The organism is Micromonospora sp. CNZ280 (assembly GCF_011759515.1).
Genome location: NZ_JAAOYP010000001.1, coordinates 600,119 through 614,886, shown reverse-complemented (window position 1 = coordinate 614,886; position 14,768 = coordinate 600,119). Strand labels below are relative to the sequence as shown.

14 protein-coding genes are annotated in these 14,768 nt (G+C 73.2%); 12 read left to right on the top strand and 2 right to left on the bottom strand.

The features are described from left to right. Positions 1–116: 116 nt before the first annotated feature. From FHX32_RS02875 to FHX32_RS34835, 4 genes are all read left to right on the top strand, one after another. Entirely contained in the window at positions 117–1,103 is a 987-nt protein-coding gene (locus FHX32_RS02875; RefSeq protein WP_486480885.1) for a ComEA family DNA-binding protein, read from the top strand. Beyond that, a complete protein-coding gene (locus FHX32_RS02870) occupies positions 1,100–3,571 on the top strand; it encodes a ComEC/Rec2 family competence protein (protein WP_486480884.1) in 2,472 nt (823 codons plus the stop codon). The genes FHX32_RS02875 and FHX32_RS02870 overlap by 4 nt, the downstream gene beginning before the upstream one ends. Before the next feature lie 124 nt (positions 3,572–3,695). Continuing rightward, the gene (gene holA / locus FHX32_RS02865; RefSeq protein WP_167179221.1) at positions 3,696–4,673 is read left to right on the top strand and encodes a DNA polymerase III subunit delta; all 978 of its coding nucleotides are present in this window, start codon (positions 3,696–3,698) and stop codon (positions 4,671–4,673) included. After that, positions 4,670–5,248, top strand: a complete 579-nt coding sequence (locus tag FHX32_RS34835) for a hypothetical protein (protein WP_486480883.1) — start codon at positions 4,670–4,672, stop codon at positions 5,246–5,248. The genes holA and FHX32_RS34835 overlap by 4 nt, the downstream gene beginning before the upstream one ends. Positions 5,249–5,347: 99 nt before the next feature. On the opposite strand, the gene rpsT is transcribed toward FHX32_RS34835, so the two are convergent. Beyond that, complete coding sequence (gene rpsT / locus FHX32_RS02855) at positions 5,348–5,614, bottom strand: 30S ribosomal protein S20 (RefSeq protein ID WP_088992408.1); 267 nt, start codon at positions 5,612–5,614, stop codon at positions 5,348–5,350. 277 nt (positions 5,615–5,891) lie between these two features. Continuing rightward, complete coding sequence (locus tag FHX32_RS02850) at positions 5,892–6,878, bottom strand: aminoglycoside phosphotransferase family protein (RefSeq protein WP_167179218.1); 987 nt, start codon at positions 6,876–6,878, stop codon at positions 5,892–5,894. 45 nt (positions 6,879–6,923) lie between these two features. On the opposite strand from FHX32_RS02850, the gene FHX32_RS02845 reads away from it, so the two are divergent. The 8 genes from FHX32_RS02845 to FHX32_RS02810 all read left to right on the top strand — a co-directional run bounded on the left by FHX32_RS02845 (position 6,924) and on the right by FHX32_RS02810 (position 14,710). Beyond that, positions 6,924–7,538, top strand: a complete 615-nt coding sequence (locus FHX32_RS02845) for a DUF4240 domain-containing protein (RefSeq protein WP_167179216.1) — start codon at positions 6,924–6,926, stop codon at positions 7,536–7,538. After that, positions 7,535–8,071, top strand: a complete 537-nt coding sequence (locus tag FHX32_RS02840) for a DUF4240 domain-containing protein (RefSeq protein WP_167179214.1) — start codon at positions 7,535–7,537, stop codon at positions 8,069–8,071. The genes FHX32_RS02845 and FHX32_RS02840 overlap by 4 nt, the downstream gene beginning before the upstream one ends. Positions 8,072–8,230: 159 nt before the next feature. After that, positions 8,231–10,108 carry a translation elongation factor 4 gene (lepA, locus tag FHX32_RS02835; RefSeq protein ID WP_167179212.1) on the top strand — a complete coding sequence of 626 codons (1,878 nt, stop codon included), beginning with the start codon at positions 8,231–8,233 and terminating at the stop codon, positions 10,106–10,108. A 294-nt stretch (positions 10,109–10,402) separates the two neighbouring features. Continuing rightward, positions 10,403–10,690, top strand: coding sequence for a GlsB/YeaQ/YmgE family stress response membrane protein (locus FHX32_RS02830; protein ID WP_167179210.1), 288 nt, complete (start codon positions 10,403–10,405; stop codon positions 10,688–10,690). A 217-nt stretch (positions 10,691–10,907) separates the two neighbouring features. Next, positions 10,908–12,197, top strand: a complete 1,290-nt coding sequence (locus FHX32_RS02825) for a sugar ABC transporter substrate-binding protein (RefSeq protein WP_167179208.1) — start codon at positions 10,908–10,910, stop codon at positions 12,195–12,197. After that, positions 12,194–13,180: a carbohydrate ABC transporter permease gene (locus FHX32_RS02820; protein WP_167179206.1), complete on the top strand. Its 987-nt coding sequence runs from the start codon at positions 12,194–12,196 to the stop codon at positions 13,178–13,180. The genes FHX32_RS02825 and FHX32_RS02820 overlap by 4 nt, the downstream gene beginning before the upstream one ends. Positions 13,181–13,203: 23 nt before the next feature. After that, complete coding sequence (locus FHX32_RS02815) at positions 13,204–14,034, top strand: carbohydrate ABC transporter permease (protein ID WP_167182122.1); 831 nt, start codon at positions 13,204–13,206, stop codon at positions 14,032–14,034. Between the two features lie 28 nt (positions 14,035–14,062). Further along, complete coding sequence (locus FHX32_RS02810; protein ID WP_167179204.1) at positions 14,063–14,710, top strand: MOSC domain-containing protein; 648 nt, start codon at positions 14,063–14,065, stop codon at positions 14,708–14,710. Positions 14,711–14,768 lie beyond the last annotated feature (58 nt).

Below are 14,768 nucleotides of genomic sequence, written 5' to 3'. Positions count from 1 at the left end.
CGACTGCCCGCTAGCACACCTCCGCATGATCAGGCGCCTGTCCACAGGAGACGTTCCTGTCCACAGCCGGACCCACGGTAGCGGCCGGGGCGCCGGAGACGACCTAGCCTCGCGCCGTGTCGAATGACGAGGAGGCGGTGGTGCGGCAGCGCCTTCGGCGCCTGCTGCCCGCCACGGCTGCCGAGACGGCTGCGCCCCCTGCCGGGCGGGCCGCGGCCGGGGTCGCGGCCGACCCGCCCGGCCTGTCGCACACCCTCGCCGCGCCGTGGCCGTTCGCCGGCGCGTCGCCGGGAGTGGGACCGGACCGGGCGGGCGGACGTCCTCCCGCTGTCGACGACGGTCCGCTGTCCGGGCTCGGACACGTGCCGATCCGGGCCGCGCTGCCGTCGCGCTCTGCCTCGTCGGTGCCCGATCCCGAGCCGGTGCTGGTGGGCGGCGCGGGGGAGGATGCGCCGACGTCCCGCCTGCCCGGCCCCGGGGTCTTCGACCCGGGGCGGCGGGGGGTGCGGGCGCTGGCTGTGGTCGCCGTGCTGGTGGTGCTCGGTGCCGGATTCTGGGCCTGGCGGTCCCGCCCTCGCGCCGAGCCGGTCGCCCCGCTGGCCACCGCGGTGCCGGCCGGGCCGCTCAGCTCGTCGTTCGCCGATCCGGTGGCGTCGCCGGCCGGCGAGCTGGTGGTGGCCGTGGCCGGCAAGGTACGCCGACCGGGGCTGGTCCGGGTGCCGGCCGGTGCCCGGGTCGCCGACGCCGTCGAGGCGGCCGGTGGGGCGTTGCCCGGCGTGGACGTGGCCCTGCTCAACCCGGCCCGGAAGGTCACCGACGGCGAGCTGATCCTGGTCGGCGTACCGGCGCCGCCGAACCTGGCCCGCGCACCTGCGGCGCCGGGCGCGGGGGAGCCCGGCGCGGCACCCGGCGGTCGGGTCAACCTGAACACCGCGACGCTGGCACAGCTCGACTCGCTGCCCGGGGTCGGGCCGGTGCTCGCCCAACGTATCCTCGACCACCGCGAGCAGCACGGCGGGTTCCGGTCCGTCGGCGACCTGCGCCAGGTGGACGGCATCGGCGACGCCCGGTACGAGCAGCTCAAGGACCTGGTGACGGTGTGAGCGGCAGCCAACCGCCCGCTGCCGCCACCGGACGAGCCGGCACCCCGGCTGCCGTACCCCGGCTGAGCCGGGCGACGGATCCGGACGGGGTGACCGGCGGAGACCGGGCAGCGGGGCCGGACCTGCGGCTGGCCGGGCTGGCCGTGGCGGCATGGCTCGCCGCGCTGGCCGGGCTGCACCTCACCGCCGCCGGCACGCTGCTGCTCGCGGCGGGGGCGGCAGCGCTGGCGGTCCTCGGCGCGCTGCGTCTGCTGGGCCTTCTCGGCCGACCGTCGGCGCGCCTGCGACGGTACGGCTGGATCGCCGTCGCGGTGCTGATCGGGGTGGTCTGCGGCGCCAGCGCGACCGCCGCCCGGCTGGCCGTCCGGGACGCCGGGCCGGTCCGCGCCCTGGTCGACGAGCGGGCCAGCGTCACCGCCGAGCTGGTCGTGCGCGACGATCCCCGGCCGGTCCGCGGTGGTGCCACCGGCCGTCCGGCGATGCTGCTGGTGGCGGCCGAGCTGGTCGGCGTCACCGGCCCGGACGGCCGGCGGGTGGCCGCGCCGGTGCGCGTGCTCGTGCTGGCCACCGACCCGGGTTGGCGGGGACTGCTGCCCGGGCAGCGGTTGACCGCCGAGGGGCGGTTGGCCGCCCCACGTGGCGGTGACCTCACCGCCGCCGTGCTGCGCGCCACCGGTCCGCCCGAGCCGCACGGGCCCGCGCCGACGTCCCAGCGGGCCGCCGGCCAGCTCCGGGCCGGCCTGCAACGCGCCTGCGAGCCGCTGCCGGACGAGCAGGGCGGACTGCTTCCCGGCCTGGTGGTGGGGGACACCAGCCGGTTGCCGGCCATGGTGGAGGAGGACTTCCTGGCCACCGGCATGACCCACCTGAATGCCGTCTCCGGTTCCAACGTGGCGATCGTCGTCGGCGCGGTGCTGCTGCTGGCCCGCTGGGCGCGGGCCGGCCCGTGGCTGGCGGCGGGGCTGTGCGCCGTGGCGCTGGTGGGCTTCGTCATCCTGGTCCGCCCGTCGCCGAGCGTGGTGCGGGCCGCCACCATGGGCGCGATCGGGCTGGTCGCGCTGGCCACCGGCCGGCCCCGAGCCGCGCTGCCGGCCCTGGCCGCGGCGGTCACGGTGCTGGTGCTGCTCGACCCGGAGCTGGCCGGCGACCCCGGCTTTGCGCTCTCCGTCCTGGCCACCGGTGGCCTGTTGCTGCTCGCGCCACGGTGGCGGGACGGGCTGCGTCGCCGCGGCGTGCCGGCCGGCCTGGCCGAGGCCCTGGCGGTGCCGGCCGCCGCGCAGCTCGCCTGCGCTCCCGTGGTCGCCGGGATCTCCGGCACGGTCAGCCTGGTCGCGGTGCCGGCCAACCTGCTGGCGGTACCGGCGATCGCGCCGGCCACCGTGCTCGGCGTGCTCGCCGCGGCGGTGTCACCGGTCTGGCCGGCCGGGGCCGAGTTCGCCGCCTGGCTGGCGAGCTGGCCGGCGTGGTGGCTGGTCACCGTCGCCCGGTACGGTGCGCAACTCCCCGCCGGCACCCTGCCGTGGCCGGGCGGCGTACCGGGAGCGCTGCTGCTGGCCGGCCTGACCGGGGCGCTGCTGGTGGCCACCCGACGGCCGCTGGTACGCCGCCTGGTCGCGGTGGTGGCAGTCGCCGTGATGCTCGGCACGCTGCCGGTCCGGCTGGTGGCCGACGGCTGGCCGCCGGCGGGCTGGGTGGTGGCCGCCTGCGCCGTCGGCCAGGGCGACGCGATCGTGCTGCCGGTGAGCGCCGGGCGGGCCGTGGTGGTCGACGCCGGCCCCGAGCCGGCGGTGGTGGACGCCTGCCTGCGTCGGCTCGGCGTACGGGAGGTGCCGCTGCTGGTGATCAGCCACTTCCACGTCGACCATGCCGGTGGCGTCGCCGGGGTGTTCCGGGGACGCCGGGTCACCGCCGTGCTCGCTCCACCGTGGCCGGAACCGGAGCACGGGCGCGACCTGGTCCGGGGCGAGGCGGCGGCGCGGGCCGTCGAGCTGCTGACCGCGCCGCCCGGCTGGCGCTGGCGGGCGGGTGGGGTCGAGTTGGCCGCCCTCGGCTGGGCGGCCCCGTTGCGCGGCACCCGGTCCGACCCGAACAACAACTCGATAGTGCTGCGTGCCGTGGTGTCCGGGGTGCGGATCCTGCTCACCGGCGACGCGGAGACCGAGCAGCAGCGGGCGCTGCTGGCCGGCGTACCGGCGGGTGAGCTGCGGGCGGAGGTGTTGAAGGTGCCGCACCACGGTTCGGCCTATCAGGACCCGGCGTTTCTCGACGCGGTCCGCCCGGCGGTCGCCCTGGTGCCGGTCGGTGCCGGCAACACCTACGGGCACCCGCACCCGGCGCTGTTGGCCCGGCTGGCCCGGGGCGGGGCGCGGGTGCTGCGCACCGACACCGACGGCGACGTGGCGGCGGTGGTCGGGCGGTCCGGCCTGGCGGTAGTGAGTCGGGGCGTCGACCCGGGCCGGCAGCGCTGACGGATCGACGGTGATTCCAGCGATAAGGCCTGAATCAACGTAGATGTCTGGATTTGCGCTGAGTGCGGGCTCCGCGAGCGGAGTACCGATGACCAGGCTGGTTCCGGCAGCGCGGCGTGCGAATATGGGCGGCGTGACCGCCAGCCTCCCGCCCATTCTGCTCGTCCTCGGCGACGAAGAGCTGCTCGCCACGCGGGCGGTGTCCGAAGCCGTCGCCCGGGCCCGCAGTGTGGACCCCGACGTGGACGTCCGGGAGTACCAGGCCGGCTCGCTGACCGTCGGCGAGATCGCCGAGATGCTCAGCCCGTCCCTGTTCGGCGGCCGGCGGGTGCTGATCCTCCGGTCCGGTCAGGACGCCCGCAAGGACCTGGTCACCGCCCTGCTGGCGTACGCGAAGACCCCCGACCCGGAGGTCCAGCTCGTCGTGCTGCACCTCGGCGGTGCCAAGGGCAAGGCGTTCGCGGACGGGCTCAAGGCGGCCGGCGCCACGGTCGTGCCGGCGGCCAAGCTCAAGGGCCACCGCGACCGGGTGGCCTTCGTCCGCGACGAGATCCGCCGAGCCGGCGGCAAGTGCACCGAGGACGCCGCCGAGGCGCTCATCGCGGCGGTCGGCAACGACCTGCGCGAGCTGGCCGCCGCCTGCTCCCAGCTGATGGCCGACACCGACGGCCGGATCGGCGCCGACACCGTGGCGCGCTACTACCGGGGCCGGGTCGAGGTGACCGGCTTCACCGTGGCCGACGCCGCGATGGTGGGCGACCTGCCGGGGGCGCTGGAGGCGTTGCGCTGGGCGCTGCACGTGGGGGTCGACCCGGTGCCGATCGCCGACGCGATCGCCGACGGCGTGCGGACCGTGGCCCGGGTCGCGGCGGCCGGGCGGGGTGACCCGTACCAGTTGGCGAGCGCCCTCGGCATGCCGGCCTGGAAGATCCGCGGCGCCCAGCAGCGGGCCCGCGGTTGGACGCCCGAGGGGCTGGTGCAGGCCATGCAGGCCGCCGCCGAGTGCAACGCCGCCGTCAAGGGTGGCGCGGACGACCGGGCGTATGCCCTGGAGCGGGCGGTCTTCTCGGTCGCGGCCGCCCGGCAGGGTGGCGCCCGGTGAGCAGAGCGAGCCACGGCTCGTGGGCGACGATCCCGGCCGACGAGGAGCGGTACCGGCCGCTCTACGCCCGGATCCTCGGCCTGCGCTTCGTCAATCCCGGCGGAGTGCTCTGCTTCCTCTTCTTCGAGGGCGTCGTCGCGCTCGCCGCGCTGCTCGCCCTCGCCGAGCTGGTGACCTGGTGGGCGGTGCTGGTCCTGCCGGCCGCGGTGGCGGTGATGGTGAAGCTCAACGACGTGGTGGCGGCGCTGGTCGTCCGGTCCGCGGCGGCGGTGCCCGAGCAGGAGCGGGAGCGTTTCCGGCGGCAGATGGAGCCGGTCGTCGGCCGGGCCCAGGTGGAGTGGATCACGCACAGCGTGCCGGGTGTGGTCATCACGTCCGAGTCGGTGCGCACGACGCCTGCTCCGCCCGCCCGGAACGGGTCGGGTGGCTCGGCCCGGTCGGGTGGTGCCGAGTCGGCCCCTGGGGCGCCGGGCGGATCCGGCCCGGTGGCCGATCCCGGGTCGGAGCAACCCGCGCCGGGCCGATCTGAGATCGGCTCCGACCCCTCCGGTGACCGTCCCGACCCGCTGGCCTGACCCCGGGCGGACGTCGGCGAGCCCGATCAGGCTAGGGGACACACAGACGGATGCCCCGGGCAGCGCCCGGGGCATCCGGTCAGGTCTGGGTCCGCCGGATCAGGCGGAGAGCGACACCACGCGCTTGGCGATCGCGGACTTGCGGTTCGCGGCCTGGTTGGTGTGGATCACGCCCTTGCTGGCGGCCTTGTCCAGCTTGCGAGCAGCGTCGCGCATGAGGACGGTGGCCTTCTCCACGTCGCCGGCCTCGGCGGCCTCGTGGAACTTCCGGATGGCGGTCTTCAGCGACGACTTGACCGACTTGTTACGCAGCCGGCGCTTCTCGTTCTGCCGGTTGCGCTTGATCTGGGACTTGATGTTCGCCACGCGACAGCCTCGTCTTGATAGCTCGGGTTGGTCTGCTTGTGCGCGCGACGAGCATGCGTCACCGCTGCGCGAAGAGCCAGGTTACCAGGTCGCCCGGGACGAGCCAAAACGGCCGGGTCCGCGGTGCCCGGAACGGGCGGCGAGCGACGACCGACCCATCATGCCCACGCCACCGCCGTGCCAGCCAGCGCCAGCCCGGGGCGGACCGGCGGGGACGCCGGCTCGTGGCGGAGCGCCGGTCAACGCCAGCCCGTGGCGGACGGCGTAGGCGGTGGGGTCACGTCCAGCCCTGGCGGTGGGCGAGCCAGTCGAGCGCCTGCTCGCCACTCCAGCGCTGATGGGCCCGCAGGTGTGCCGAGGCGGTCGGTGGGGCCGAGGCCGCGGAGGTGAGGAAGTAGCCGGCCAGCGCGGCCAGGGTGACATCCAGCACGTCCGGCGCGGCGCCGGCGGCGGCCGGGTGGCCGGCGAAGAGCGCGTCCGCGTCCAGCCCGCTGGCATGTCCGGTGATCAGCAGGGTGACCAGGTCGAACCAGGCCGGCCCGTGGCAGAGCCAGGTCCAGTCGCAGAACCAGGCCCGGCCGGCGGGGTCGACGAGCACGTTGTCCAGCCGCAGGTCGCCGTGGATCAACCCGGGCGCGCCGGCGGCGTAACCGGGCAGGCGGGACTCCAGGGCGACCAGCTCGGGCAGCCGGTCCCGGACCGGGCCGGGCAGCGGCGGCGGTGGCCGGCGGCCGGCCGCGACCTCACCCCACCACAGGATGTCCTCCCGGGCCAGGTCCGCGAGCTGGGGCAGCCCCAGGGCGACCAGTTCGGCCGACGGGTCGGCCAGCGCGGCGGCGAGCCGGGCGTACCCGGTCAGGGTGGCGGCCAGCTCGGCCGGTCGCCAGGGCAGTCCGGGGGTACGGCCGTCGATCGCCTCCTGGCCGACCGCGAACCAGCCTTCGGCACGCACCGTCCAGCGCGGGCGGGGCGCCGGCAGGCCGGCGGGCAGCCGGTCGAGGATGGCCGCCTCCCGGGCGTACCAGTCGACCAGGTGCGGTTGCCCGGCGGCGGGCGCGGCCTTGACGAAGACCCGGCCGCCGTCGGCGGTGCGGAGCAGGCCGGCGAAGCCGCGGGTGAAGCCGGCGCCGGCGACCCGGACCGCGACCACCGGGGCGCCCAACCGGTCGGCCAGCGCCGCCCGCAGCTCGACCGGCAGGTCGGCCCAGTCCGGCCGCAGCGCCGTGGCGTCGTACGGCACCGGGGGCAGCGACGGCGGGGGCACGTCTCCATGCTGCCGGTTGTCGTACCGCCCCGCGATACTGCGCCGGTGATCGCCACCGACGACTTCTGGGCGCTGATCGAGGCGTCCGCCGCCGCCACCGACGACCCGGACGCCCGGCTGGCCTGGCTCACCGACCGCCTGGCCGAGCGCCCCACCGACGACGTGGTCGACTTCGCGCTCCGGCTCGACGAGGCCCGCGCCCGGGCCGACACCTGGTCGCCGTGGGGTGCCGCGCTGCGCGTCTGCGGCGGGCTCTGCTCCGACGACGGCTTCCACTACTTCCAGGCCTGGCTGGTGGGGCTGGGCCGGGAGACGTTCGACCGGGTGGTCGCCGACCCGGACGCGCTGGCCGACGTGCCGCAGGTCCGTCGGCTGGCCGGCCGGTCGAACCGGGACTGGGCCGATCACGAGTGGCCGGACTGGGAGGCGCTCGACTACGTCGCCGAGCGGGCGTACCAGCGGATCACCGGCGACGAGGACGGCCTGGAGCGGGCGCTGGCGGCGCGCGGTCGGGACGTGAGCATGTCGCCCGACCCGCAGGACGAGGAGTGGGCGCTGGAGGATCCGGCCGAGTTCGCCCTGCGGTTTCCCCGGCTCGCCGAGCTCTTCCCGCTGCCCGACCGGCGGCCGTGGTCGGTCTGGGAGACTGCCAGGCCATGAGGACCGACGATTTCTGGCAGTTGATCGACCGGGCCCGGTCCGGCGGCGGGGGCGAGTCCGGCGCGGTCGCCGCGCGGGCGGTGGCGCTGCTCGCCGAGCGCGAGCCGGCCGACATCGTCGGCTACGCCCGCCACCAGCAGCGGGTCCTCGCCGCGTCCTACCGGGTGGACCTCTGGGGTGCGGCCTACCTGATCAACGGGGGCGCCTCGGACGACGGCTTCGAGTACTTCCGGGGCTGGCTGATGACCCAGGGCCGGGAGGTCTTCGCCCGGGCGGTGGCCGACCCGGACTCGCTGGCCGAGCTGCCGCAGGTGCGGGCTGCCTCGCTCAGCGGCGAGGAGTTCGAGTGCGAGGAGATGCTCTCGGTGCCGTGGGACGCGTACCGCAGGGCGACCGCGACCGACCTGCCGGCCGATCGGGACCCGGTCCCGGTGCCGGATCTCAACGACTTCTGGGACTTCGACCACGAGGAGGAGGCCCGCCGCCGGCTGCCGAAGCTCGCCGCGCTCTTCGTCGAGCCGCCCGCCGAGTGACGCCGGGCGGCCGCGCCGGTCGACGCCCCGCACGGGTGACGGCAGGAGGTCAGGGCCGGGGATCGCCCGCGCAGCGGGAGCGCGTCGGCGACGTGGGAGCATAGAGGGGGCCGGCGTCGCGCCGGCCTGCTCAACGTCAGCCGACCAGAACGGACAGCTGTGCCTCCGACGCTCGATTCCGGCGCGAACGCTCCTGGTGCCACCGACCCGGCGCGCATCAGGAACTTCTGCATCATCGCCCACATCGACCACGGGAAGTCGACCCTGGCCGACCGGATGTTGCAGCTCACCGGCGTGGTCGACCCGCGGCAGATGCGTGCCCAGTACCTCGACCGGATGGACATCGAGCGCGAGCGCGGCATCACCATCAAGAGCCAGGCCGTCCGGATGCCGTGGACCATCCGGGAGGGCGAGCGGGCCGGCGAGCAGGCCGTGCTCAACATGATCGACACCCCGGGCCACGTCGACTTCACCTACGAGGTGTCCCGCTCGCTGGCCGCCTGCGAGGGGGCCATCCTGCTGGTCGACGCCGCGCAGGGCATCGAGGCGCAGACGCTGGCCAACCTCTACCTGGCGCTCGAGAACGACCTGCACATCATCCCGGTGCTCAACAAGATCGACCTGCCGGCCGCCCAGCCGGAGAAGTACGCCGAGGAGTTGGCCCACCTGATCGGCGGCGACCCGGCCGACTGCATCAAGGTCTCCGGCAAGACCGGCGAGGGCGTGCCGCACCTGCTCGACGAGATCGTCCGGCAGTTCCAGCCGCCGGTCGGCGACGCCGACGCGCCGGCCCGCGCGATGATCTTCGACTCGGTGTACGACGTGTACCGGGGCGTGGTCACCTACGTCCGGGTGATCGACGGGCACATCAACGCCCGGGACCGGATCAAGATGATGTCCACCGGCGCCGCGCACGAACTGCTGGAGATCGGGGTCATCTCGCCGGAGATGCAGAAGGCCGACGCGCTCGGCGTCGGCGAGGTGGGCTACCTGATCACCGGCGTGAAGGACGTCCGCCAGTCCCGGGTCGGTGACACCGTCACCATCAACTCCCGGCCGGCCACCGAGGCGCTCGGCGGCTACAAGGACCCGAAGCCGATGGTCTACTCCGGCCTCTACCCGATCGACGGCTCGGACTACCCCAACCTGCGGGACGCGCTCGACAAGCTCAAGCTGAACGACGCCGCGCTCACCTACGAGCCGGAGACGTCCGGGGCGCTCGGCTTCGGCTTCCGCTGCGGTTTCCTCGGCCTGCTGCACCTGGAGATCATCCGGGAGCGGCTGGAGCGCGAATTCAACCTCGACCTGATCTCCACCGCGCCGAACGTGGTCTACCGGGCCGTCCAGGAGGACGGCGAGGAGGTCGTGGTCACCAACCCGAGCGAATACCCGACCGGCAAGATCGCCGAGGTGTACGAGCCCACCGTGCGGGCCACCGTGCTCACCCCGAACGACTACGTCGGCGCGGTGATGGAGCTCTGCCAGGGCCGCCGGGGCAACCTGCTCGGCATGGACTACCTCTCCGCCGACCGGGTGGAGCTGCGCTACACGCTGCCGCTGGCCGAGATCATCTTCGACTTCTTCGACCAGCTGAAGAGCCGCACCAAGGGGTACGCCTCGCTGGACTACGAGCCCTCCGGCGAGCAGTCCTCCGACCTGGTGAAGGTGGACATCCTGCTGCACGGCGAGCCGGTCGACGCGTTCAGCGCGATCGTGCACAAGGACAAGGCGTACAACTACGGCACCTCGATCGCGGCGAAGCTGCGCAACCTGATCCCGCGCCAGCAGTTCGAGGTGCCGATCCAGGCGGCGATCGGCAGCCGGGTGATCGCCCGGGAGACCATCCGCGCGATCCGCAAGGACGTGCTCGCGAAGTGCTACGGCGGTGACATCAGCCGGAAGCGCAAGCTGCTGGAGAAGCAGAAGGAAGGCAAGAAGCGGATGAAGATGGTGGGCCGGGTGGAGGTCCCCCAGGAGGCCTTCATCGCCGCGCTCTCCTCCGACTCCGGGGACGGCAAGGCTCCCGGCAAGAAGTGAGGCCGCCGCCGGTCCGACCGGCGGCCGTCGTCGTGTCGGCGGGGCGTCTTGCCGGTCCGGCGGTGGCCGATGAAGGAATTTCCGGTGTCGGGCATCGGCCGGGATCAGCGCTCCGAGAGCCGTCGCGACCTGCGCAAACCCTGCCCGGTGGGGGATCGGGATGCAGCCGCGCATCGACCGCGGACGAGGTCGGCGGTGGTCGGACCGGTTTGGCGATTCTGCCGGTCGGGAACTTGGCGGTCACGACAGGAAGCACACACCGTGTGACAGACATTCTGCTGAAGGAGGGCGACCGTGGAGCTCACCGTTTGGGGCATCATCACCGCGCTCGTTGTCGGTCTCATCGTCGGCGCTCTGGGCCGGCTGGTCGTGCCGGGCCGGCAGAACATGCCGATCTGGCTGCACATGCTGATCGGCGTGGGCGCCGCGCTGCTCGGCACGGTGCTCGCCCGGGCCATGGGCATCGCCACCGAGACCGCCGGCATCGACTGGGGCGAGCTGCTCGTCCAGGTCGTACTGGCCGCCATCGCGGTGGCCCTGGTGGCCGGGGCGGGCCGGCGCCGAGGCGTCACCCACCGGTAAATCCGCACAGCCTGAACACGACGGGCGCCTGACCGGCAGGTCGGGCGCCCGTTCGTCTGCGTACGGCCTGATTCGCCCCGTTGCCCGGCTGTCCCTCGCGGCGGGGCTGCGATACGGTCGCCTCGCTTCCGCCGGAGCGCCCACTGTCGTAAAGGAATTTTTCCTACTAAGGTGCGGCGGAGAAGGTTAATGCCAGACGGCGCGAGGGAGATATGGCGTGAACAGGTGGAAGCGGCTGGCTCCGGTCACCGCCGTCGTGGCCTCGGCCGCGATGGTGCTGGCTGGCTGCGGCGGCTCGGACGACGACGCGGCGGCCGACAACAGCAAGCTGACGGTCTGGATGATGGGCGAGGGCAGCGAGGCGCAGACCAAGTTCCTCGACGGCGTCGAGACCGAGTTCCGGCAGAAGCACCCGGACACCGACGTGGTGGTCCAGTACATCCCCTGGCTGGAAGCGCCGAAGAAGTTCCAGGCGGCGCTCGCCGGCGGTGAGGGCCCGGACGTCACCGAGCTGGGCAACACCGAGACCCAGGGCTGGGCCGCGCAGGAGGCACTGGCCGACCTGACGGGCAAGTTCGGCGGCTGGGCCGAGGGCAAGGACATCCTCCCCGACCTTGTGCAGAACGCACAGCTCGACGGCAAGCAGTACGGCGTGCCGTGGTACGCGGGCGTGCGTGGCATCTACTACCGCACCGACTGGTTCGCCGAGGCCGGCGTGCAGGTGCCGAAGACCTGGGACGACCTGGTCGCCGCGGCCAAGGCCGTACAGGCGAAGAAGCCGGGCACCTACGGCATCGCCCTGCCCGGCAACTCCGAGCTGCCGTTCTACTCGTTCCTGTGGGGTGCCGGCGCGGAGATCGCCACCAAGCAGGGTGACTCCTGGAAGTCCGGCTACAACACGCCGGAGGCGCAGAAGGCGGTCAAGTTCTGGACCGACCTGGTGACTGTGCACAAGGTCGCCCCGCCGGCCGCCGCCGGCTGGAACGAGATCGACGCGCGGACCCAGTTCGCCACCGGCAAGGCGGCCATGGCGTTCGGCGGCAGCTGGCAGCAGGGCGCCATCAAGAAGGACAACCCGGAGATCGAGAAGGTCTGGGGGACGTTCCCGATCCCCGGCCCCGACGGCCAGCCCGCGCCCGCCTTCGCCGGTGGCTCGGACCTCGCCGTCTGGCAGGACAGCGAGCGGCAGGATCTGGCCTGGGACTACCTGACCGTGCTGCTGAGCAAGAAGAACGACGCGGCGTTCGCCGAGAGCCTGGGCTTCTTCCCGGTTTACAAGGACCTGGTCGGTGGGGACAAGTACAGCAGCGACAAGATCATGGCGCCGTTCGCCACGGCAATGCAGAACACCAAGCTCACGCCGCTCACTCCGAAGTGGGTGGAGGTCAGCCGGACCAAGACGGTGACCCAGGCGATGAACAGCTCGGTCATCAAGGGTCAGAAGACGGTCGAGAAGGCCACCGCCGACGCGGCCGCGGAGATGGAAAGCATCCTCAACGCCAAGTGACCACGCTGACCGAGGCGCCGGAGGCGTCCGCCGCGCGGGAGACCCCCGCGCGGCGGCGTCGCCGGATGGACCGCCTCCCGTACCTGCTGCTCCTGCCCTGCCTGGTGATCATCGCCGTGCTGCTGCTCTGGCCGCTCGGCCAGGTCATCGCGATGTCCTTCTTCCGGCTCAACAACGTCCGCCAGCTGCGCGGTGACCGGGAGTGGCCGTGGGTGGGCTTCGGGAACTACGCCGAGATCCTCGGCGACCCGTTCTTCCTCACCGTGCTGCGCAACACGGTGCTCTTCGCGGTGGCCAACGTCGTGCTGACGATGATCCTCGGCACCCTGGTCGGGCTGCTGCTCAACCGGCTGGGCCGGAAGATGGCCGCGTTCGTGGCCAGCTGCGTGATGCTGGCCTGGGCCACCCCGGCGCTGACCGGCACGATCGTCTGGAAGTGGATCTTCGACGACACCAGCGGCCTGGTCACCTGGCTGTTCAACGCCCTGCCCGACGGGCTCTCCACCAGCCTGTTCGGCCGCAGCGACTGGACCGGCTACGGCTGGTTCAACTCGCCCCTGCTCTTCTTCTCGATCCTGACCCTGGTGGTGGTCTGGCACTCGTTCCCGTTCATCGCGGTGAGCGTGCTGGCCGGGCTGAAGAGCGTGCCGAGTGAGCTGCACGAGGCGGCCCGGGTGGACGGGGCCGGCCCGTGGAAGGTGTTCTGGCGGATCACCTTCCCGCTGCTGCGGCCGGTCTTCGGGATCCTGATCGTGCTCTCGACGATCTGGGACTTCAAGGTCTTCACCCAGCAGTTCGTGCTCGCCGGCGGTACCCAGGACCGGCCGACGTTCATGCTCTCCATCTACTCGTACGCCGAGGCGTTCTCGCCGCCACCCAAGTACGGCCTCGGCGCGGCGATCGCGGTGATCCTCACCCTGATCCTGCTCGTGGTGACCGGCTTCTACGTCCGCATGGTGCTCAAGCAGGAGGAGGACGCGTGACGCGACGCGCGGGCGGTGCAGGCGTGAAGCGGATCGCCCTCAACGGTGCGGGCCTGCTGGTGGCGCTCTTCGCGGCCTTCCCGGTCTACTGGATGATCGCCACCTCGCTGAAGCCGAGTTCGGAGATCTTCTCCAGCACGCCCCGGCCGGTGCCGAGCGAGCCGACCCTGGCGCACTACCGGGAGATCCTCACCGGCAACCTGATCCCCGGCGTGACCTTCGCCGACTTCTTCCTCAACAGCGCCCTGGTAGCGGTCACCACCGTGCTGCTCAGCGGCCTGGTCGCGCTGCTCGCCGCCACCGCGGTGGCCCGGTTCCGGTTCAAGCTGCGGACCAGCTTCCTGATCATGCTGCTGGTGGTGCAGATGATCCCGCTGGAGGCGCTGGTCATCCCGCTGTTCCTGATGATCCAGCGGCTCGGGCTCTACAACACCCTGCCCAGCCTGATCCTCACCTACCTCGGCTTCTCGTTGCCGTTCGCGGTCTGGATGCTGCGCGGGTTCGTCGCCGCGGTGCCCAAGGAACTGGAGGAGGCGGCCGCGATCGACGGGGCCAGCCGGGCCCAGATCTTCCGCCGGATCCTCTTCCCGCTGGTGGCCCCCGGCCTGGTGGCGACCAGCATCTTCTCCTTCATCACCGCCTGGAACGAGCTGATCTTCGCGTTGACCTTCATCAACGACCAGGACCGCTACACCCTGCCGGTGGCGATGACCTTCTTCTTCGGTCGCGACGACACCGCCTGGGGGCCGGTGATGGCCGCCTCCACGCTGTTCACCCTCCCGGTGATCATCTTCTTCCTGTTGGTGCAGCGCCGGATGGTCTCCGGCCTGGTCGCCGGAGCCGTAAAGGGCTGAGCGCCGGGGCCTGACTAGGCTGATCACCATGACGGGCAGGCTGGCGGCGGTGAACCTCGGGATCGTCACCGAGGCGGAGTGGGCGGGCGATCCGAGCGGCCGCAGCGGCATCGACAAGCGGCCGGTGGACGGCCCGGTGCTGATCCGTACCGAGGGCGTGGCCGGCGACTTCATCGGCGAGCGGGCCCACCACGGCGGGCCGGACCAGGCCGTCTACGCCTACGCCGAGGAGGACGCCGGCTGGTGGGCCGCCGAACTGGGCCGGGCGATCCGCCCGGGCGGCTTCGGCGAGAACCTGACCACCGCCGCGGTCGACGTGACCGGGGCGGTGATCGGCGAGCAGTGGGCGATCGGGTCGGCGCTGCTCCAAGTGACCAAGCCGCGCACCCCGTGCACCACCTTCGCCGGCTTCTGGGGCGTGCCCGACCTGATCAAGCGGTTCACCGTGCGCGCGCTGCCCGGGGCGTACCTGCGGGTGCTGCGGGAGGGCGAGGTCGGCGCAGGCGCCCCGGTCGAGGTGGTCGAGCGTCCGGCGCATGGGGTGACCATCGGCGAGGTGTTCCGGGCGCTGAACCTGGAGCCGGAGCTGCTGCCCCGGCTGCTGGACGCCCCGGACCTGCCCGGGTCGATCCGGGAGAAGGCGCGCCGCCGGCTCGCCGGCCGCGCGCCCCGCTGAGCGGCCGCGCGCCGGGCGAGCGGGGGCCGTGAGAAAGCGGAACGGGCCCCGTCCCGCG